The sequence below is a fragment of the Maribacter sp. IgM3_T14_3 genome, from assembly GCF_049603095.1.
Taxonomy (GTDB): Bacteria; Bacteroidota; Bacteroidia; order Flavobacteriales; family Flavobacteriaceae; genus Maribacter.
On the sequence record NZ_CP187138.1, the window covers coordinates 858,364 to 878,967 of the forward strand.

Sequence of the window (20,604 nt, forward strand, 5' to 3'; positions counted from 1 at the left end):
CCTATTATGAGCAATAGAATTACAACAAAGTTACAAGAAGACAAAAAGCTTCTTTCTATATATTTTTCGGCTGGTTACCCTGCATTGAACGATACCGTTCAAATCATTCAAGATTTGGAAGAGAACGGTGTAGATATGATCGAAATAGGATTACCATTTAGCGATCCTCTTGCCGACGGACCAACTATTCAAGAGAGCTCAACCGCTGCCTTGAGAAATGGAATGACGACAGAAATACTTTTTAACCAATTAAAAGATATTCGCAAAACGGTTTCTATCCCTTTAATTATTATGGGATATTTTAACCCGATGTTACAATATGGTGTGGAAGCCTTCTGTAAAAAATGTCAAGAAATTGGTATTGACGGATTGATTATGCCTGATTTACCTTTAGATGTGTACAAAGAGGATTATGAGGCAACTTTTAAAAAATACGGACTCATAAATGTTTTTCTAATTACGCCGCAAACGAGCGATACTCGTATTCGCCAAATTGACGATGCTTCTAACGGATTCATCTATATGGTAAGTTCAGCTAGTGTTACTGGTTCAAAATCGGGCTTTGGTCAAGAACAAGAAAGTTATTTTGAGCGTATTGCGGCAATGAATTTAAAAAACCCACAAATAGTAGGTTTCGGTATTAAAGACGAAGAAACTTTCAAGCAGGCAACTAAAACCGCCAAAGGTGCTATTATAGGTTCTGCTTTTATTAAGCATTTGACTGCTAATGGAACTGATAAAACTGCTGAGTTCACCAAACTAATACGATAATTTGAAAGAGTTCATAAACAATTGGAAACTAATTATTCTACTATGCCTTACCTTAGGTTTAGCACCCTTTTTTCCTGAGCCACATATTGTAGGCAAATTAAAATGGATTTTTGGTGGCGCTAAAGGCATGGCTTTTATGGATTGGTTTGATGTTGTATTACATGGCTTTCCATTTATACTTTTAATCCGTGTTATTATTATAAAAGTGGTCAACTTAAAAGCTGGTAAATAAATCATTAATATAAATTTTATTGATATCTACATTTTAAATTACTGAAAAAGGTTGACCAAAACGGGCAACCTTTTTTATTTAGAACCTACTACTTAAAATGGACTTAATAAGCTAGCCTTGCCTTAATAACACTAATGACATACAACAACTAAGAATAACTTTTAATTTGCTTCATTCATCATATAGAAAAACTTAACAAATGCCACTATCTAATTAGCGTTCCAAATCCCTTCGTTTTGCTTACATTTAAAGAATATATTCACGAGAACGAACATGAAAAAATTATTTACGTTTCTACTATTTTTATCACTTTACTCAGGCTACTCGCAAGACTCTGTTCTTATAAAATCTAAAGTTGCCAATGCTATTGCCGAATTAAGAGAATTTGTTGCCATACCAAACGATGCCTTAAACGCAGATGATATAGATACTAACCTCTATTGGCTAAGAAAAAAATTTACCGAACGCGGCTTCAATAGTACCATTTTAGAAACAGAAGGTTTACCTCTTTTCTTTGCAGCTTTGCCGATGGATGATAATAAACCTACCATCTTATTTTACATGCATTTAGATGGTCAATCTGTTGACGCTACCAAATGGGATCAGCCAGATCCTTACACAGTGGTACTGAAATCTAAAACTGATGATGGTTGGAAAAAAGAATCGTTTTCAGATTTAGATGATGATATTAATTATGATTGGCGACTTTTTGGCAGATCTACTTCTGACGATAAAGGACCTATTGTTATGTTCTTAAATGCTATTGATGCACTTAAAAAAGACGGTATTGAAATACCTTATAATGTAAAGGTAATTTTAGATAGTGAGGAAGAGAAAAGTAGTGCTCCCTTACCGCAAGCTGTACGCACCTATAAAGATTTACTTAAAGCTGACTTCTTAGTCATTAATGATGGTCCGGTGCATGTTTCTGGCAAACCGACCGTTGTTTATGGTTGTAGAGGTATCACTACATTATCTATCACCACTCACGGACCAATAAAACCTCAGCATAGCGGCCATTACGGAAATTACGCCCCTAACCCTGGTTTTCAATTAGCGCAACTATTAGCAACTATGAAAGATGCTGATGGCAGAGTTTTAATCAAAGGATATTATGACGGAATTACCTTAGATGAAGCAACTTTAGACATATTAAAAAGTGTACCAGATAATATCGAAGAGATCAATAAAAATTTAGCAATTTCTACTCCTGAAAAAGTAGGAAGTTTTTACCAAGAAGCATTACAATACCCTTCGTTAAATATTCGCGGATTAGGTTCTGGATGGATAGGTGATCAGGCTAGAACTATTTTACCGGCTACTGCAACTGCAGAATTAGACTTACGGCTAGTACCAGAATCTGATGGCACCAGACTTAAAAAACTAGTAAAAGAGCATATCAAAAATCAAGGCTTTCATATTATGAGTACCGAACCAACTATGGAAGACCGTTTGAAATATTACAAGATAGTTACCATTAAAGAAGGTACCGTTACAGATGCCTTTCGTACAGATTTGAATAATCCGTTTGGGAACAGCATTGTAAAAACTATGGAAACTAAATTCGGAGAAAAGCCTGTTCAAATAAGAATAATGGGTGGTACGGTTCCTATTTCTCCGTTTATCAATGAATTGAAAATTCCGGCATTTATTGTACCTATGGTCAACCCAGATAATAATCAACACAGCCCTAACGAGAATTTAAAAATCGGACAGATTGCCTATGGTATCGAAACATTTTATGCTCTTTTGAGTACTAAAATGTAATATTCTGCCACATTAGAAATTATTTACAGTCTTTTAAATAAATGCCGATTCTTCTGCCTTCATCTAGCAAAATTATCGGCATAATAATTGAATTAAGACTGTTATGATATTAAAAAAGCATCCTTGGTTATTTTTACTTTCCATTTTAATCTTAACTACAAGTTTTAAAGTAGACAATTCTATAGTAACTGCTGATAATAAATACTCAGCAGAGCGATTGCCCACAATGGTTGAATCATTGCAACATGGCGAATATTATACCATACAAATTACTTCTATTGGTTGTTTTCATGGCAAACGCCAAATTATTACCGTTTTAAATAAAGAAGGTATTTTAACTGCAAGCTTGAATAATAAAAGAAAAATTCTTTCTCCATCGGATGTTAATGAACTTATTCATTTTGAACTTCAACTGAGAGAAATACCATTAGGAGGTTGCACGACCGTAGACACCTATAGTCTTAGCAATGCCTACGAAAATTTTACAATTAGCGATGGCACTTGTAATTGGCAAGGGTATAAAACACTACTTGCCATTTTTTAAATACACAAAAGCGACCATCTTACTAATGGTCAAATTAGTCAACACTCCATAAATATCACGAAAGTATCACAAGAGTTATCACAATAAGTTGATATTCTTGTGATTACCTTGTTATATGAATTTTATTCATTTGTCTGTAACCAAAAAAACAGAACATATGAAAAATTTCAACTTTTTATCAATTTTAATGCTTTTGCTGATTATAGCAAGTTGCTCAGATGACGACAATGCCGTATCCAACGTAATCATACCAGCATCGGGTGACATTGCCGGCGGACCCTTTACTTTTTGTGTAGACGGTGTACCTGATATGGTAAGTGGCATAACCCTTAACAGTGAAAGCGCTACAGGTACTAGCAGCACATGGGTAATTACTGATGACCAGAATACTATTCTTGGTCTACCACCAACTTTAGAGGCAGTACAAGGTCTTGATTTTGACGCTGCGGGTGCAGGTACTTGTTTTATTTGGTACCTAAGATATGAAGAAGGGCTAACTGGACTCGAAATGGGTTTGAACACTAATGGTTTTGAAGGCTCTTTTGATTTGTCGAACGCTATTAAGGTACAAAGAAATGAAACCATGGCAGGTGTTCTTGCGGGTGGCCCTTATGAATTTACCGTAGATGGAAAAGCTGATTTCGTTACCGATATTTCTTTAGATGGAGAAAATGCAATAGGTAGCAACAGTACTTTTGTCATTACCGATGATCAATTGAACATTCTTGGATTACCACCTACATTAGATGCTGTCAAAGAAGTTGATTTTGATATGGCCGGTGCGGGTGTTTGCCTTATCTGGTATTTACGATATGAAGATGATTTAATCGGTGCTGAAGCGGGTATGAACGCAGGCAAACTTGAAGGCTGCTTTAGCTTATCTAACGCTATTAAAGTTACTCGATTAGATGCTGCAAATGCTGGAACAATTTCTGGCGGACCTTTTAATTTTTGCGTTGATGGTGAAGTAGATAATGTTTATGATATAACACTAGACAATACCGAAGCTAAAGGAAGTAATAGCAGCTGGGTTATTACAGATGAACAAGGGAAAATTTTAGGTCTTCCACCTACATTAGAAGCAGTAGAAGGGGTGAATTTTGATGGAGCAGGTGCTGGTACTTGCTTAATATGGTATTTACGCTATGAAGGTGAATTAAACGGACTAGCTGTTGATATGAATGCAAATGACCTACAGGGTAATTTTAATTTATCTAATTCAATTGAAGTGGTTAGAAGCAAAACAGAAGCAGGTGTTTTAACTGGCGGTCCATATAAATTCTATGTTGATGGTGAAGCTGACTATGTAACCGATATTATGCTAGATGCCTCTGAAGCCTCTGGAACAAATAGTACTTGGGTTATTACCGATGAAGAATTGAATATTCTTGGTCTTCCACCAACAATAGATGCCGTTAAAGGCGTAAACTTTGATGCTGCCGGTGTTGGTACTTGTTTGATCTGGTATTTAAGATATGAAGATGGTTTAGAAGGTGCAGCCATGGGCAATAACGCTGCAGACTTAACCGGATGCTTTGATCTGTCTAACCCTATTGAAATTCAAAGAGTACAAGGTGTAAATGCAGGTACTTTAGAAGGTGGTCCGTTTAGCTTCTGTGTTGATGGTGAAGTAGACAATGTTTATGGTATTACATTAGATAATTCCAACGCATCAGGTACTCAAGACACTTGGGTCATTACCGATGATCAAGGAAAAATTCTAGGCCTACCTCCTACTCTTGAAGCTGTTGAAGGTGTGAATTTTGATGGAGCAGGTGCAGGAACTTGTCTAATATGGTACGCACGTTACGAAGGTGAAATTACAGGACTTGCGGTAGATATGAATACAAATAATGTTACAGGAAATTTTGCACTATCGAATCCATTAACGGTGGTAAGAACAAAATCTGAAGCAGGTACAATTACGGGAGGTCCGTTTGAATTTATCGTAGATGAAACTGCTGATTTTGTAACTGGTATTTCTCTAAGTAATGCAAATGCTTCTGGAGCAAATAGTTCTTGGATTATTACCGATGAATCTGGTAAAATACTTGGATTGCCACCAACTTTAGCGGATGTAAAAGCTTTGGATTTTAACGCTGCCGGAGAAGGAACATGCTTTATCTATTACATTAGATACGAAGATGGATTAACAGGTATGGAACCTGGCTGGACATTTGATGAATTCAATGGTTGCTTTGATATTTCAAACAATATAAAAGTGGTTCGCAAGGTTCATTAAACCAAAATATATTCAATAAAAAAGGCTCTGTAAATTTACTTACAGAGCCTTTTTAAATTTTACTAAAAGATGTTATGCCGAGTTTCTACTTGCATTAATATTGCCATAAAGAGAACGGGTTACTATTTTCTCGTATAGTTCTTTATACTCTGTACCCTCACCTATTCTTTGAAGTGCGTATTGCTGTATGACCAATAACGGTAAAACAATATTCTCCCTAATTTTAATAGACTCCCTAGATATAGCCTCTTTTTGCATTAAAATATCCATGCCTGATAATTTTAATAGCATACTTTTAGAAAGCTGATATTCGGCATGTAATATTTCCCAAAAGGCACCGTATTCTTCATTCTCTTTCATATAGCTAGTCAATTCAAAATAGCATTTGGTAAGACTCATCATACTATTCATCATTAAAGCTTGAAAAAACGGGACTTCTTCATAAATTCTTTTGGCTTCATCAAATCTGCCATCATCCTCTAAGTTTTTAAGAGCAGTACCGATACCATAATAACCGGGTACGTTTTGTTTTAACTGACTCCAAGAACCCACAAAAGATATGGCACGTAAATCTGATAACTCTAGCTTTGCTTTGTTTCCTCTTTTACCTGGTCTACTACCAATATTCGCTTTTGTATAGTACTTAAGTGTACTCATATTTTCTAAATATGGCATAAACTTATCATGATGTTTTAAATCGTCATACTTTTTAAAACTCATTTCAGACATTTCTTCTATAAGGGCTCTATCTGCATCTGAGATTACAATTTCTTTTTCAAGTATGGTATTTGACAAACCAGCCGTTAATAACTGCTCACTATTATAAATGAACTGTTCTTTTGTACCGTAAGTACTGGTTATGGTTTGCCCTTGAATGGTAAGTTGAATTTCATTATTTGCAACCTTATTGGTCTGCGCCGCATAAAAACGATGTGTTTTACCACCACCTCTTGCTGGTGGACCTCCCCTACCATCAAAGAATATAGCTGCTATATCATGTTCATCGCAAACCTCTGAAAGTTCTTCCTTAGTTTTTAATATAGACCAGTTCGCTTTTAAGTAACCACCATCTTTGGTTCCATCAGAGAAACCAAGCATAATAGACTGCTTATTGTTTCTATTTGTAACGTGCGCTTTATATTCTGGTAAATTGAATAAGAACTGCATGGTAGCCTGCGCGTTATCCATACCTTTCATAGTTTCGAATAACGGAACTATATCAAAAGTAATCTCCTTATTTGCCCAACCACACCATCTAAAAAGTGCGTAAACGAAAAGTATAGAGAATACATCTTCTGAGTTACTTATAATATATCTATTGCAACCTTCTTCGCCATTCTTATCTTGTATGGTCTGTAATTGAAGTATATTCTTGATGGTATCTTTTACAATATCCTCTTCATAATCATCTGCCACCAATTGTAAATTCTCATGTAATAGAATATCAATCAATTTTTCTTCAGATAATTCGCTTAAATCTTCTTTAATTAGTCCGTTTTTCTTCAAAACGTCGGTCATTACCTTAGTATGCATACTATGATCTTGACGTATATCTATGGTTGCGAAATGAACTTTAAAGATTTTTACTTTATCGATAAATTTCTCTAAATCTCTTAAATAAAGACTTTGATACTTTTCAATCAGTATTAATCTAATTTGTTGTAACGGTAATATTAAATCATCGTAACCTATATCTTTCGAACTATCGAACATAGCCGTATAAAGATTGGACCTCAACTTTTGCAAGGGAGCTTGTACATCTTTAAATGTAAGTTTATGTACTAGCCCTTTTAAATCATTATAGTAGCACTTCATTAAAGTTAAACGAAGCTCGTTCATTACATCTTTTGTAATATCTGCCGTTACGAACGGGTTACCATCACGATCACCACCAGGCCAGAAACCTAGTTTTACTATATCATGATTTTCAAAACTCTTAGATCCTACGCTACCCTTTATATAGGCATACATATCGCCAATGGCATCGTAATACACATGACGTAAAGTATAGATAATATTCTTCGCCTCGTCTAAGGGTGTAGGCTTGGTCGCATTTATTAATGAGGTAAGACCTAACTGTTGTAGTCCCACATCAATCTCATCTATTTTATCTTCAAGAATCAAGGTCCTTAAATTGGTAATAATATCTAGTACCGCAGGGGTATAAAATTGTGTAGGGTGAGCGGTTAATACAATTCGAGCACTGAAGGTGCTTAACTTATCCCAAATAGTATCCCATGAATTATTCTTTTCAACGAATTGAAAATAATCTTTCAATGATAATGAACTTGAATGTTTATGCAGTTTCGGAAATGCCGCATCTTCGACACTATCATAAAGTACCACTTGGCGTTCTACATACTGTATGATGCGGAACATGAAATCTAATTGTTCTTTTTCAGATTCTATTTCTACGAAATTCTCAAAAAAGTTTTCTAGAATTTCTTTCGGATTTAGACCCTCGCTCAACCCCTTCTCAGATTGATTCAGCAATAACGGAATCAACATACCTACATTCTCTATATTCTTATAGGGTAGGTTTAGAAATAGACTGTTATAGACGTTAAATTTATTTTGGACAGATTTCTTAAACTCTGCCAACCTTTCTTGTTGTTGCATATATTAAAAACTTAGGGCCATACCGTTATGGCAATCTTGCTAAAATTCGAATATAAATATCGCTATTCCAAGAGAATTTGAAGAATGATTTTTGTGAAATATCATATTCATAGAAGTATACCACAAAATAGTGCGTATTGACAACAAATATTCCAAAATACGTGATATGCTATCTATCTTTACAATGTAAATAAGTAATAAAATTTTTCATTTTCATATAGTGTTCTCGTAAAAGAGTCTTGTTTTAAAACAAGACTCTTTTTAGTTTATACAGTTTTGAAAATTTATTTTCTGTTAGAAATACTCTTTATATTGAAGCGCTCTAAAATCGACTGTATTAAAACTAGGATTTTTCAGCTTCATCACCTTATAACTTTTAAGACTACCCACCGCCCTATTTGCAGCCCCAGATGGCGCAATTAAGGAAACCGTTCTTATTACCTTTTTAGTAATAGGATGTGTAAATTCGTGAATTCTAGGTACTTCATCAGAAATTTTTGTAAAAGAGACCGCATGCTCTTTTAAATGCTTTCTAAAAAAATATTCGGGTCCGTTTTTACTGTTTCCCCCAGTAAATAGAATCGTGTGCACTTTGGTGTACTTCTCTAAATAGCTTAAAACATTTCGCAAAACAATATTCTGCATACCAATATCAGAAGCGTCTATTTTTTCGCGTTCGGCCGATGCTACAATATCGCATACTCCAATCTTTCTTGTTCTTAAGAAGTCTTTTCGTTGTTCTATAGCATCAGCACTAGTTTCAAACTTTAGGTTTAAATTGAAAATACTATCTAAAATTGGCCATAATTGGCCATCTCTACTACCATAACAGAAGTCAACATCACCTTCTTTCAACTCTTTTGTCGTAAAACGTGGCGGTGGTAATGTACCTACAATTAGCTTTTCGGTAGTATGGTCAATAAAAGGTTCGTATGGGTGAGTATGCTTAAATACGTATTGCATTAGTGTTTTATTCTCTTGAGCATATAATACGCTCTAATGATTTCTAAATTACTAACTTTAAAAGAAACCTAAATAAACGAATTATGGGCAAAGGAGATAAGAAATCTAAAAAAGGAAAAATATCTAATAATTCTTACGGAGCCAGAAGACCTCGTAAAATTAAAAAAAGACCTACTGTAGAGGACAAAATCAAAATCAATAGAAAGAAATAATCTTATTCGTCGATTTTAAAAGTCAACCCTACTTGGTTATCGGCATCTAAAGTAATCTCATAAGTATAAAAGCCAATCGGCAGGGAATCTGTAGATACCTCGGTCGGAAAATAATTTATACTGGTAGAATCTGTTAAAATAGAAATAGATGCAGTTCGGTACGCGGTTTCAAACTCCATATATTCAGAGAACTTACCAGCTTCAATATTCTCGTAAACGGTATCTTTTTCAGCAATACGTACTTCTGTAAAAAATAGTTCGGTGCTATTTTGAATACGAATATTAACCAAGCTAACATTGTCATCTCTATCGGTACAAGAGAATAGTAAAACAACACAAATAACAGAAAGTAAAAAAACCCTTTTCATAGACGTATTTTATATATCTAAAGAACGAAAAAGTGTAGATTATATTTTATCTAATAAATACGGGCTCATTTTGTTTTAGGGTGTGTTCTTGACTAAATTCATAATCGTCTAAATTAAACCCTTTAATATCTGTAAGTGTTTTGGCATCTGAATCTAAAATATACCTAACCATGGCACCTCTTGCCTTCTTTGCAAAAAAGCTAATAATCTTCAGTTTATCGTTTTTCCAATCTTTAAAAATAGGCGTGATAATTTCTGCCTTAATATTTTTAGGTTGTAATACGCTATAATATTCGTTGCTTGCCAAATTAACAATCAACTCGCCATCTACCATTTCATTATTTAAATGATCTGTAAGTCTACTGCCCCAATATTGATATAGGTTTTTATTTCTACCTATTTGTAATGACGTGCCCATTTCTAAGCGATATGGCTGCATAAGATCTAAGGGTCTTAGCACTCCATATTGCCCTGACAAAATTCTAAGACTTTGCTGTAGTTTATCTATTTTTTCTTCGGATAAAGTATAAGCATCTAAGCCCGTATACACATCGCCACTAAATGCATAAACTGCAGGTCTGGCATTATTTGGCGTAAACGGTATCGTAAAATCTTGATTACGCTGCCAATTCAATTGTGCCAAATTATCAGATATAGACATTAGTTCTGAAAGTACATTAGGCTTCTTTTTTCTTAAAATCTTATTTAGCTTTTCAGCATCTTTTATAAATTCTGGCGAAGTAAATTTTGTCGTAGGCAGCTCACTTTCATAATTCAATGACTTAGCCGGAGAAATAACAATTTTCATAGTAAAATTTTAATAGCCCAAAAATATACAGGATATATAGATAGACCAACAAAAGATAAAAAAGAGTTTATATAGCAGTATCAAAGAATCTTATTCTATACTGTTCTTACCATAACTACGCCATTTTTCAATAGCATTTGTCATGTCTTCTGGCACTTCTGAATCGAAACTCATATGCTTACCGGTCACCGGATGTACGAACCCCAAAGTCTTTGCATGTAAGGCTTGTCTTGGTAATAATTTAAAGGTATTATCTACAAATTGCTTGTATTTCGTAAATGTAGTTCCCTTTAATATTTTTTCGCCACCGTAACGCTCATCATTAAATAACGTATGGCCTATGTATTTCATATGCACGCGAATTTGATGTGTTCTACCCGTTTCTAACTTACAAGATACCAGTGTTACATAACCCAACCTTTCTAACACTTTAAAATGTGTAACGGCTTCTTTGCCATCTTCCCCTTCGGGAAAGACATGCATCTGTAAACGGTTCTTAGGATGTCTACCCACATTACCAATTACCGTACCTTCGTCTTCTTCTATATTACCCCAAACAAGAGCAATATATTCTCGCTCAGAAGTTTTGTCGAAGAATTGTTTTGCCAAATGGGTCATAGCCGCTTCAGTCTTTGCAACAACCAATAGACCAGATGTATCTTTATCTATTCGATGTACCAAGCCTGGTCTTTCGTTACTGTTAGTAGGTAAATTATCGGTATGAAAAATTAAGGCATTTATTAACGTTCCCGAGTAATTACCATGACCTGGGTGTACCACCATGCCTGCAGGTTTATTGACCACCATTAATACATCATCTTCGTAGACAATGTTTAAAGGAATATCTTCTGGAACCAATAAAAACTCATGTGGCGGATGCTCAAACAACACCTTTACCACATCACCGGCCTTTACCTTGTAATTAGACTTTACAATATCGTCGTTAACCCAAACGTGGCCGCCTTTGGCTGCTTGTTGTATTTTATTTCTTGTAGCATTTTCAATGAAATTCATTAAAAATTTATCTACTCGTAATGGCTCTTGCCCTTTTGATGCTACTACTCTATGGTGCTCAAAAAGTTCTCCATCTTCATTCTCAGGCTGCTCAATATGCTCCTCCATCTAATCTTCTGATTCCGATTTAATTATTGCTCTATCTGTAATAGTACCATTACCACAGATCAATTCTATTTTAGAAGTTTTAGGTAGTTTATCGCCAGGCTTTATATACTTGCCCTTAAATTTTATTTGGTATACCATATCTTTACCTAACTCATCTACATACGTTACTCGTTGTACATCTAAGCCAACCGCCTTCAACATTGAAGAGGCATTACGCTTGGTTACTTGAATAATTTGAGGAACGGTTACTTTTTTATATCCTGACGGATTAACAGTAAAATATATCTTTCTATTTTCTTTCACTTTTGATCCTGCTACCGGGTTTTGCTCAATGATAGAAAATCTTGGGTAATCTGGATTGTAATTTGCAGAATCTAACACCTCATATCTTAAACCGGCTTCTTCAATAGACTTTCTCATATCCATCACCGATTTTTTTGAAAAATCTGGCACTTCTACAAACTCACCATGGTTGGTAGTACTATTCAAGTATCTTAATGTGACAAAAATCACAATAATCAATACCAATACAGCAAGACCTAGCTGAATTAAAAATGTCTTACTTTTTAAAAAATTGAAAAAATTCTTCATACTTATTATTTGACCCGACAAATATAGTAAATGCCCACATACCTTTTTACCGCTTCGGTTTATAGTTACAGCTTACTTAAAAATTAATTCAATTTGTATGAATGCTGTTCGTTTTCTTTTTTATTTTATTTCAATGCTTCATCTTTGCTTTTAGATTCTTAATAGACCATAAAATGAAAAAAAATATTGCAATTATAATGGGCGGTTATTCTAGTGAATATAAAATATCGCTTAAAAGTGGAAATGTGGTCTATAATTACCTTAATAAAGATAAATTCAATCTATATAGAATTCATATTTTTAAAAACAAATGGGTCTATGTTGACGATGCAGATAACGAAACGCCTATTGATCGTAATGATTTCTCTATCCCTTTAAAAGGCAACTCTATAACATTTGATTGTGTTTTTAATGCCATTCATGGTTCGCCTGGTGAAGACGGACTCATGCAAGCCTATTTCGAATTGTTAGGAATAAAACACACTTCTTGCGATTTTTACCAAGCAGCACTTACGTTCAACAAAAGAGATTTACTTAGTGTATTAAAACCTTACGGAATTAAAGCGGCACCTTCTTATTATCTAAACTTAGGTGATGAAATAAATGAAAGTAAAATCATAGATAAGGTAAAGCTGCCTTGTTTTGTAAAGGCTAATAAGTCTGGTAGCAGTTTCGGTATTACTAAAGTTTATAAAGCCGAAGAATTAAAAGGTGCTATCGAAACCGCCTATAACGAAGATGACGAAATCATTATTGAAGGATTTCTTGATGGTACCGAAGTATCTGTGGGCGTTCTAAAACTAAATGGAAAAACAACAGTTTTCCCTATTACAGAAATTGTTTCTGAAAATGACTTTTTTGACTACCAAGCAAAGTATGAAGGTAAATCTCAAGAGATCACACCTGCTAGAATAAACGCTGAACAATTAGAAAAAGTGACTCAAGCTTCTAGAAAAATATATGATGTTCTTAAAATGAAAGGGTTTTCTAGAAGTGAATTTATATTCATTGGCAATGAACCGTTCTTATTAGAGATGAACACTACACCGGGTTTAACCACAGAGAGTATATTACCTCAACAAGCTAAAGAAGCTGGTATTGAGCTAGGTATGCTATTTGAATACGCAATTACCGAGGCATTAGCTTAAAATACCTATATTTAAAACGTAAAACCCACCTATGAGACGTGCAATTTTCCCAGGTTCTTTTGATCCTTTAACCTTAGGTCATCATGATATTATTATGCGTGGCATCACTTTGTTCGACGAAATAATCATCGCAATAGGAAAAAATGCCGACAAGAAATATATGTTCAGTCTTGAGAAACGTATTCACTTTATAAAAGAGGCGTTTAAAGATGTACCTTCTATTTCGGTAAAATCATATGAAGGGCTTACAGTTGATTTTTGTAAGAAAGAAGATGCTAATTTTATTTTAAGGGGATTACGTAATCCTGGTGATTTTGAATTCGAGAAGGCAATTGCACATACAAACCGTAAATTATCTGAGATAGAAACTGTGTTTCTATTGACCTCATCGGGCAAATCATACATAAGCTCGTCTATTGTTAGAGACGTAATACGTAACGGTGGGGACTACACAGGCTTAGTACCCGATTCTGTAAGAAAATAGAGGTAGTTCATCGGCCACACAACAACAATTAGCCTTTCAACAACAACTTTTCGCAAAAACACAACAATTAAACTTTCGAAGTTGGAATATTCCTATAAATTAGTAGGAAAATTCAACAACAACATGTTTAAATCACAAAATAGTTCATCTTTTTCTTTAGACTGGATCAACCAGATTCCATCATCTATAGTCATCATTGATACAGATTTTAAACTGATCAGCGCTTCACCTAGATGGCAGGCAAATTTTCAACTAGATTTAAATGAGGTCGAGGGTAAATACTTTCTTGATCTGTTTCCTGAATTATCTCAAGATTTAATGTCCAGACTAAAATATAGCTTAGAGGGATTAAGAGATATAAAGTTTAAATATAATGCTAAAGATTGCCAGTATTCTTCAAAAGATTCTATTTGGCATCTAAACCCTTGGAAAGATGGTTATGGCAACATTATAGGTGTAATTATTAAGGTAGAACCTATTTCTAAAACTCAAGAGCTTGAAATTGAACTTAGCAAAACCAAACTCATTTTAAATCAAAAGAGTGCTGTAGCTAAAATAGGTAGTTGGGAATTTGATGTGCAAAAAGAAGAATTACACTGGACACCAGTAGTCAACAAGATTTACGGTTTACCTGCTGAATTTGAACCCAATTTAGACGAAGCAATAGGTTACTATGTTGAAGAATCTAGAGAAATTATTAAAAGGGTTGTTTTTGAAGCCATTGAATCAGGTAAACCTTGGAATGAAAAAGCTCAATTAAAAAGAAAAGATGGAACTGTTATTTGGGTCAACACTATTGGTAGACCTAAATTTAAAGAAGGTAAGTGCATAAGAATAATCGGTACAATTCAACATCTTCAAGATGAAGTTGTACAGAATGTCGAAGTATCTAACAGCATTAAAATTGACTACCCTCTTTTTGAAAAAGTACCTATTGGCTTAGCCATTATTGATTTAGAAACAGGTAATTTTTTAAATCTTAATGAGCATATGTTAAAACTTACAGGTTATGAAAAAGAGTATTTCTTGAACAAAAACTATAAGCAGTTTGTAAATGCTCACTTTAGTTGTGAAAGTGAAAATTTAACGCAGCAACTTTTAGAAAAAGGTTCATTTACACCAATAAAATTTACCTTCTCAAACAATAAAAAGTACCTTCTAAATTTAAAAGTTACCGGTACTTTAGTAGAAGATAGTACTAATGTAAAAAGTGTTTTATGCACTTTTGAAAATATTACCTCGCAAATTAAATTAGAAAAAAATTTAAAAAATACCATTGCATCGGCACGAGAGAAAAATGAGCAACTATTAAATTTTGCGCACATGGTATCTCATAATCTTAAAACCCATGCTACTAATTTTTCTTTACTATTAAATTTTCTGAACGATGAAACTGGTAAAATTCAGCGTAACAAATACATGAATATGCTGTTTAGTGCCTCTGATAATCTTTCGGAAACCATAAAGGGGCTCAGAGAAATCGTTGCCTTAAAATCTAGTATCAATGAAGAGAAAAAATTACTTTCTTTAAACGAAAGCCTATTTGTAGTTGAACAGAACGTTGCCGGCATACTTAAAGAAACCCATGGAAAAATTATTAATGAAATTCCAGAAAGTACTCAGGTAAAAGCATTACCGGCATACCTTAATAGCATACTCACCAACTGTATTACAAACGCTATTAAATACCGATGTGAAGATAAAAAGCCTATCATCATATTAAGTATTGAGGAAGATGAAAACTATACCATTTTAAGTGTGGAGGATAATGGTCTTGGTATTGATTTAGAAAAATATGGTGACCAATTGTTCGGTCTATATAAAACCTTTCATAGAAATAAAGATTCTAGAGGTATTGGTCTTTACATCACAAAGAATCAAATGGATGCCCTAAAAGGAAAGATAACTGTTGAAAGCGAACCAAACCAAGGCACAACTTTTAAGTTTCATTTTAATAAAAAGTAAAAATTAATTGATTAAACAGTTTATTGATTCTTTTACAACGTTATTGGCAGCATTCACAACAAAGATGTAGTAAAATACAGTAATCCCACTACATTCGTAAGAAATTACATCGGTATGATAAAAGTTCCCCAGGTATCTAATACCTCGTACCTAATTAGACAATTGCCAACACCAACGGCTTTCGTAGACACTAATTATAATATTGTTCAGACATCTGACAAGTGGACGAGTATTTTTAATGAAAATGAAGAGTGTAGTAACTCTAGAAGCTTATTTGCGGTTTTTCCGAATTTAAGTGAAAAATGGAAAATGGTATTAGAGAATTGTTTTAAAGGCAACCCTCAACCTATGGGTATTCATAAAACCATAGACACCAATAATAATGAACTTTGGTTCGAATGGATAAATGCACCTTGGTATGACACCAATGAGAATATTGTCGGGGCAATTATTCAATTAAATAACATTACAGATGCCGTTAATAATGAACTAGAGCTCAACAAAAAAGATTTATTACTACAACAACAAGCAGAAATTACCAAAATTGGTAGGTGGGAATATAATATGGAAGACAACCAGTTATTCTGGTGTTCTACCACCAAATCTATTCATGAGGTATCGCCTGATTTTGTACCTAGTATTGAAACTGCACTCTTCTATTATAAAGAAGGGCATAGTAGAAATGCTGTATCTATGGCACTTTTCGAAGCACAGGAGACTGGTAAATCTTGGAGTAATTTGAAACTACAGATTATAACCGCTACCGGAGAAGAAAAGTGGGTCATGGCCGGGGGTAAACCTATATTTAACAAAGGTAAAGTAGTTGGTTTAATTGGCACTTTTCAAGACATTAACGAACAAGTACAAGCGGACATTAAAACAATTGACAACGAAAAACTATTAAGAACATTAATCGATAATTTACCGGTCAATGTGTACATAAAAGATACCGAATCTAGAAAAATTTTAATTAATAGATCTGAATGTGAGTATTTAGGAGTTAACGACCCAAAAGAAATTTTAGGTAAAAGCGATTATGAACTTTACCCTTATGAAGCTGCAGAAAAGTCTAGAGAGGAAGATTTAAAAGTAATGAACACTCTTAAACCTGTAATTGGGAAAGAAACTGTAAAAACTACTATAGATGGTAAGCAAACTTCTTTTTTAAGTTCTAAGATACCTTTGTTAAATAGTAAAGGTATAGCATATGGTCTTGTGGGTATTAGTCTAGATATTTCGAACCTAAAAGAAAAAGAAAAAGAGCTTCGAAATATTATAAATATTGCATCGGTACAGAATAAAAAACTTTTGAACTTTGCACATATTGTTTCGCATAATTTACGTTCTCACTCGGCTAATTTTTCAATGCTTTTAAGTTTTTTAGATACCGAAAAAGATGAGGAAGAAAAGAAAAATATTGTTTCTATGCTTACAACGGCTTCGAATAATTTATTAGAAACTTTAGATAATTTAAATGAAGTAGTTTCTATTAATACCAATACGAATATAGCAATCAAAGAAATTAATTTGAATGATAAAGTAGAAGATGTCTGTAAAAATTTATCGCCTTTCATTTTAAATAATAAAGCTACAATTGAAAACAATATTCCAGCTGATTTCAATATTAAATCGGTACCGTCTTATTTAGATAGTATTTTATCAAACTTTTTAACAAATGCTGTAAAATACAGACATTCAGAAAGAAATTCATTGGTGAAATTAAGTGCAGAAAAAAAAGACAACTATTCCATTTTAACCATTTCAGATAACGGTTTAGGTATAGATTTAGATAAGTATGGAAAAAAACTATTTGGCATGTACAACACATTTCATGACCACAAAGATGCTCGAGGTATCGGATTATATCTTACAAAAAATCAAATTGACGCCATGAACGGAAAAGTTGAGGTAACTAGCAAGATTGGAAAAGGAACAGAATTTAAAATTTTCTTTAATGACAAAAATTAGCAATATTACTATAATCGATGATGATGCTATTACGGTATTCGGTTTACGTAAATTAATATCTTCTAGCGTTGAATATAATTCGATTGAATCTTACGCCAATGGTAAAATTGCAATAGATACTCTGACCGATTTTTTTAATAATGGAATCCAAATACCGCAGATTATATTTTTAGATATCAACATGCCTATTATGGACGGTTGGGAATTTTTACAGGCTTTTATTGAACTACCGATTACCGAAAAAATTAGAATTAATATTGTTACTTCTTCTATTGACCCTAGAGATAAAAAGCAATGGGAACATTATAAAAGTAAAAGTCATCACATGATAACGTTCAATCAAAAACCTATTGATAGAATTAAAATAACAGAAATAACACAAATGGCGTAAGCAACAAAGTAATTGCTATTTTTACAATCAATTTTTGGTACTAATCACCTCTTTAATTGTTTGTACATGAAAACCATATCACTCTTTTTCTTAGCTCTTTTAATTATCTCGTGCGAGAGTAAAGTTGAAAATACAAAAACTGATTTCCCTACTCCTTTCGAAACTTCGAACAAGACAGAAACTGCGACTTATGACCAGGTCATCGATTTTTATCTAAAACTGTCGCAAGAGTTCTCTACTATAAACATACAGACTATTGGCACTACTGATAGCGGCAAACCACTACATGTGGTTACCTATAGTGCTAAAGGTGATTTTGATTTTAAAAAATTAGGAGAGAGCAATACCATGATGTTAATCAATAATGGTATTCACCCTGGTGAAAGTGATGGTATTGATGCCACTATGCTACTTTTCAGAGACTTGGCGAGCAACGAAATCGAAACACCAAACGAGACTATAATTGCTACCATACCTATTTACAACGTAGGCGGGGCGTTAAATAGAAATAATACTTCTAGAGCCAACCAAAACGGACCGCTGGAATACGGATTTAGAGGTAATGCCAAAAATTATGATCTCAATAGAGATTTCATTAAAACAGACACAAAAAACGCAGAGACTTTCGCAAAAATATTTCACCTTATCAATCCCGATGTATTTATTGATAATCATGTAAGCAATGGTGCCGATTACCAATATACCTTAACACACCTATTTACACAACATAATAAGCTTGGCGGAAAACTGGGTGATTATGTGCACAATAGTCTAATGCCTCAATTACAAGATTCACTTTCAAATTCTGGATGGGATATTACTCCTTACGTGAATGTCTTCAATAGTCCGCCAGAAAAAGGATTTCAACAATTTATGGATAGCCCAAGGTATTCGACCGGCTATACAACATTGTGGAATACTGTAGGTATGATGGTAGAGACACATATGCTTAAACCATATAATAAGCGGGTTGAAGGCACTTATGAACTCATGCGTAAGATGATTACCATAACCGAAAAAGACGGTCCAGATATTAGGGCTATGCGAGATGTAACATTCACTTCAAAGTACCCAAATAGTTATTACCCAACTGCCTTCAAAATTGATTCTACCAAAGCTTCTAACTATATATTTAAAGGATATAAGGCCGATACGATTATAAGTGAAGTAACCGGACTCAAAAGGTTAAAATTCGACCGAAACACACCTATTGAAACTGAGGTAACCTATAAAGATTTTTATGTGCCGTCAGATTCTGTAGAAATCCCCAAAGCATTTGTTATTGGTAAGCAATGGAGAAATATAATCGATAAACTAGATTTAAATAATATTCAATACACAACCTTACAAAAAGATTCTACCATTAACATTGAATCTTATAAAATAAATGAATACGAAACGTACAAAGTACCTTACGAAGGTCATTACCCGCATTATAACACTAAGGTGAATACAGTGCGAACCACAAAAGAATTTCATGTAGGCGATATCGTTATACCAATAGACCAACCAGGTTTTAGATATCTTTTAGAAACTTTAGAACCGACAGCAGTAGATTCATTTTTTAACTGGAATTTCTTTGATACCATTCTTCAACAAAAAGAAGGGTTCTCCCCTTACGTTTTTGAAGATACAGCTCTAGAAATGCTTAAGAACGACACAATTCTAAAATTTGAATTTGAAGAACAAAAAAGAACAAACCCTGAATTTAACGAAAACTGGTATCAACAGTTAGACTGGCTTTTTAAACAAAGTAAACTTTACGAAGAAGCACATTTACAGTATCCGGTATTCAGAATTGCAGAGTAACCCTAATCTTCTTGAAATAGAATTTTAATGTTTACGTATGAATTTTCTAAGGCTTTTTTAATTTTTGCCGGTCCTTTCCATTTAACCTTAAAAATACCTTCCTTTTTTTCTGGTTTTAGTTTCCCATCGAAGTCGGTGCTCATTGCATACCAATGAACCTGCTTTAGCTTATTAATGCCGTTGTGCCTAAAAACATGGTAAGTAGTTTGTAGAAAATGATCTATCGTCAAACCTTTAACACCAGTTTCTTCCTCAACTTCACGAATAGCGCATTCTTCAATTGTCTCTCCTTTATCTAACTTGCCTTTGGGCAAGTCCCATTTATCATTTCTATAGATAAATAGCACTTCACCTTCATTATTTGATACAACGCCGCCACCTGCAATAACCAAAGGCATTTCTTTGGTAAACTTCTTTAAAATTTCATCGTGGTTTGGGTGATAAATGAACGCTTCTTTTAACTTCCCTTTCTTTAACGAACTTATTGCCAGCTGTATAGATTCTTGATTTAACAAAAAATACTCCCCATTTGTTGTATCAGAGAGTTTATTTGTCAAAATCAAAGGCAATTCATTAACAAAAACTTTATACATTTGCGTC

General features: G+C 33.9%; 19 protein-coding genes. 12 read left to right on the forward strand and 7 right to left on the reverse strand.

Features of this window, described 5'->3' with window-relative positions; translation table 11 throughout:
- Positions 1 to 6 precede the first annotated feature (6 nt).
- From trpA to ACPF9A_RS03965, 5 genes are all read left to right on the forward strand, one after another.
- Positions 7 to 771, forward strand: a complete 765-nt coding sequence (gene trpA, locus ACPF9A_RS03945) for a tryptophan synthase subunit alpha (RefSeq protein WP_424001847.1) — start codon at positions 7 to 9, stop codon at positions 769 to 771.
- A gap of 1 nt (position 772) precedes the next feature.
- Positions 773 to 1,003, forward strand: coding sequence for a hypothetical protein (locus ACPF9A_RS03950; RefSeq protein ID WP_424001849.1), 231 nt, complete (start codon positions 773 to 775; stop codon positions 1,001 to 1,003).
- Positions 1,004 to 1,276: 273 nt separating this feature from the next.
- Positions 1,277 to 2,770 carry a M20/M25/M40 family metallo-hydrolase gene (locus ACPF9A_RS03955; protein ID WP_424001851.1) on the forward strand — a complete coding sequence of 498 codons (1,494 nt, stop codon included), beginning with the start codon at positions 1,277 to 1,279 and terminating at the stop codon, positions 2,768 to 2,770.
- Between the two features lie 103 nt (positions 2,771 to 2,873).
- Entirely contained in the window at positions 2,874 to 3,314 is a 441-nt protein-coding gene (locus ACPF9A_RS03960; protein ID WP_424001853.1) for a hypothetical protein, read from the forward strand.
- 157 nt (positions 3,315 to 3,471) lie between these two features.
- The gene (locus tag ACPF9A_RS03965) at positions 3,472 to 5,556 is read left to right on the forward strand and encodes a hypothetical protein (protein ID WP_424001855.1); all 2,085 of its coding nucleotides are present in this window, start codon (positions 3,472 to 3,474) and stop codon (positions 5,554 to 5,556) included.
- Between the two features lie 72 nt (positions 5,557 to 5,628).
- On the opposite strand, the gene ACPF9A_RS03970 is transcribed toward ACPF9A_RS03965, so the two are convergent.
- Both ACPF9A_RS03970 and ACPF9A_RS03975 read right to left on the reverse strand, forming a co-directional pair.
- Positions 5,629 to 8,175, reverse strand: a complete 2,547-nt coding sequence (locus ACPF9A_RS03970) for a phosphoenolpyruvate carboxylase (RefSeq protein WP_424001857.1) — start codon at positions 8,173 to 8,175, stop codon at positions 5,629 to 5,631.
- Between the two features lie 294 nt (positions 8,176 to 8,469).
- Entirely contained in the window at positions 8,470 to 9,138 is a 669-nt protein-coding gene (locus ACPF9A_RS03975; RefSeq protein ID WP_424001859.1) for a uracil-DNA glycosylase family protein, read from the reverse strand.
- An 83-nt stretch (positions 9,139 to 9,221) separates the two neighbouring features.
- On the opposite strand from ACPF9A_RS03975, the gene ACPF9A_RS03980 reads away from it, so the two are divergent.
- Positions 9,222 to 9,350, forward strand: coding sequence for a 30S ribosomal protein THX (locus ACPF9A_RS03980; RefSeq protein WP_424001861.1), 129 nt, complete (start codon positions 9,222 to 9,224; stop codon positions 9,348 to 9,350).
- A gap of 2 nt (positions 9,351 to 9,352) precedes the next feature.
- Here the strand turns inward: ACPF9A_RS03980 and ACPF9A_RS03985 are convergent, their stop codons facing one another.
- From ACPF9A_RS03985 to ACPF9A_RS04000, 4 genes are all read right to left on the reverse strand, one after another.
- Positions 9,353 to 9,718, reverse strand: a complete 366-nt coding sequence (locus ACPF9A_RS03985) for a hypothetical protein (RefSeq protein ID WP_424001863.1) — start codon at positions 9,716 to 9,718, stop codon at positions 9,353 to 9,355.
- A 46-nt stretch (positions 9,719 to 9,764) separates the two neighbouring features.
- Entirely contained in the window at positions 9,765 to 10,526 is a 762-nt protein-coding gene (gene yaaA, locus ACPF9A_RS03990) for a peroxide stress protein YaaA (protein ID WP_424001865.1), read from the reverse strand.
- 90 nt (positions 10,527 to 10,616) lie between these two features.
- Positions 10,617 to 11,648 carry an RluA family pseudouridine synthase gene (locus tag ACPF9A_RS03995; RefSeq protein ID WP_424001867.1) on the reverse strand — a complete coding sequence of 344 codons (1,032 nt, stop codon included), beginning with the start codon at positions 11,646 to 11,648 and terminating at the stop codon, positions 10,617 to 10,619.
- On the reverse strand, positions 11,649 to 12,239 hold the full coding sequence (locus ACPF9A_RS04000) for a PASTA domain-containing protein (protein WP_424001869.1): 591 nt from the start codon (positions 12,237 to 12,239) through the stop codon (positions 11,649 to 11,651).
- A gap of 173 nt (positions 12,240 to 12,412) precedes the next feature.
- Between ACPF9A_RS04000 and ACPF9A_RS04005 the strand changes: the two genes are divergently transcribed.
- The 6 genes from ACPF9A_RS04005 to ACPF9A_RS04030 all read left to right on the forward strand — a co-directional run bounded on the left by ACPF9A_RS04005 (position 12,413) and on the right by ACPF9A_RS04030 (position 20,004).
- A complete protein-coding gene (locus ACPF9A_RS04005; protein WP_424001871.1) occupies positions 12,413 to 13,387 on the forward strand; it encodes a D-alanine--D-alanine ligase in 975 nt (324 codons plus the stop codon).
- A gap of 31 nt (positions 13,388 to 13,418) precedes the next feature.
- On the forward strand, positions 13,419 to 13,871 hold the full coding sequence (coaD, locus tag ACPF9A_RS04010) for a pantetheine-phosphate adenylyltransferase (protein WP_424001873.1): 453 nt from the start codon (positions 13,419 to 13,421) through the stop codon (positions 13,869 to 13,871).
- A 123-nt stretch (positions 13,872 to 13,994) separates the two neighbouring features.
- The gene (locus tag ACPF9A_RS04015; protein WP_424001875.1) at positions 13,995 to 15,836 is read left to right on the forward strand and encodes a PAS domain S-box protein; all 1,842 of its coding nucleotides are present in this window, start codon (positions 13,995 to 13,997) and stop codon (positions 15,834 to 15,836) included.
- A 114-nt stretch (positions 15,837 to 15,950) separates the two neighbouring features.
- Positions 15,951 to 17,804: a PAS domain S-box protein gene (locus ACPF9A_RS04020; RefSeq protein WP_424001877.1), complete on the forward strand. Its 1,854-nt coding sequence runs from the start codon at positions 15,951 to 15,953 to the stop codon at positions 17,802 to 17,804.
- Positions 17,791 to 18,195, forward strand: coding sequence for a response regulator (locus ACPF9A_RS04025; protein ID WP_424001879.1), 405 nt, complete (start codon positions 17,791 to 17,793; stop codon positions 18,193 to 18,195). Before ACPF9A_RS04020 ends, ACPF9A_RS04025 begins: the two co-directional genes overlap by 14 nt.
- A gap of 66 nt (positions 18,196 to 18,261) precedes the next feature.
- Positions 18,262 to 20,004: a M14 family metallopeptidase gene (locus tag ACPF9A_RS04030; protein WP_424001881.1), complete on the forward strand. Its 1,743-nt coding sequence runs from the start codon at positions 18,262 to 18,264 to the stop codon at positions 20,002 to 20,004.
- 2 nt (positions 20,005 to 20,006) lie between these two features.
- Here ACPF9A_RS04030 and ACPF9A_RS04035 read toward each other — a convergent pair whose 3' ends face one another.
- Positions 20,007 to 20,597, reverse strand: a complete 591-nt coding sequence (locus ACPF9A_RS04035; protein WP_424001883.1) for an NUDIX hydrolase — start codon at positions 20,595 to 20,597, stop codon at positions 20,007 to 20,009.
- Positions 20,598 to 20,604: the final 7 nt, after the last annotated feature.

What these genes read in the sequence shown, in the direction of transcription:
- trpA (WP_424001847.1), top strand. Translation starts at nt 7, where the DNA reads ATGAGCAATAGAATTACAACAAAGTTACAAGAAGACAAAAAGCTTCTT.
- ACPF9A_RS03955 (WP_424001851.1), top strand. Translation starts at nt 1,277, where the DNA reads ATGAAAAAATTATTTACGTTTCTACTATTTTTATCACTTTACTCAGGC.
- ACPF9A_RS03960 (WP_424001853.1), top strand. Translation starts at nt 2,874, where the DNA reads ATGATATTAAAAAAGCATCCTTGGTTATTTTTACTTTCCATTTTAATC.
- ACPF9A_RS03965 (WP_424001855.1), top strand. Translation starts at nt 3,472, where the DNA reads ATGAAAAATTTCAACTTTTTATCAATTTTAATGCTTTTGCTGATTATA.
- ACPF9A_RS03970 (WP_424001857.1), bottom strand. Translation starts at nt 8,175, where the DNA reads ATGCAACAACAAGAAAGGTTGGCAGAGTTTAAGAAATCTGTCCAAAAT.
- ACPF9A_RS03975 (WP_424001859.1), bottom strand. Translation starts at nt 9,138, where the DNA reads ATGCAATACGTATTTAAGCATACTCACCCATACGAACCTTTTATTGAC.
- ACPF9A_RS03980 (WP_424001861.1), top strand. Translation starts at nt 9,222, where the DNA reads ATGGGCAAAGGAGATAAGAAATCTAAAAAAGGAAAAATATCTAATAAT.
- ACPF9A_RS03985 (WP_424001863.1), bottom strand. Translation starts at nt 9,718, where the DNA reads ATGAAAAGGGTTTTTTTACTTTCTGTTATTTGTGTTGTTTTACTATTC.
- yaaA (WP_424001865.1), bottom strand. Translation starts at nt 10,526, where the DNA reads ATGAAAATTGTTATTTCTCCGGCTAAGTCATTGAATTATGAAAGTGAG.
- ACPF9A_RS03995 (WP_424001867.1), bottom strand. Translation starts at nt 11,648, where the DNA reads ATGGAGGAGCATATTGAGCAGCCTGAGAATGAAGATGGAGAACTTTTT.
- ACPF9A_RS04000 (WP_424001869.1), bottom strand. Translation starts at nt 12,239, where the DNA reads ATGAAGAATTTTTTCAATTTTTTAAAAAGTAAGACATTTTTAATTCAG.
- ACPF9A_RS04005 (WP_424001871.1), top strand. Translation starts at nt 12,413, where the DNA reads ATGAAAAAAAATATTGCAATTATAATGGGCGGTTATTCTAGTGAATAT.
- coaD (WP_424001873.1), top strand. Translation starts at nt 13,419, where the DNA reads ATGAGACGTGCAATTTTCCCAGGTTCTTTTGATCCTTTAACCTTAGGT.
- ACPF9A_RS04015 (WP_424001875.1), top strand. Translation starts at nt 13,995, where the DNA reads ATGTTTAAATCACAAAATAGTTCATCTTTTTCTTTAGACTGGATCAAC.
- ACPF9A_RS04020 (WP_424001877.1), top strand. Translation starts at nt 15,951, where the DNA reads ATGATAAAAGTTCCCCAGGTATCTAATACCTCGTACCTAATTAGACAA.
- ACPF9A_RS04025 (WP_424001879.1), top strand. Translation starts at nt 17,791, where the DNA reads ATGACAAAAATTAGCAATATTACTATAATCGATGATGATGCTATTACG.
- ACPF9A_RS04030 (WP_424001881.1), top strand. Translation starts at nt 18,262, where the DNA reads ATGAAAACCATATCACTCTTTTTCTTAGCTCTTTTAATTATCTCGTGC.
- ACPF9A_RS04035 (WP_424001883.1), bottom strand. Translation starts at nt 20,597, where the DNA reads ATGTATAAAGTTTTTGTTAATGAATTGCCTTTGATTTTGACAAATAAA.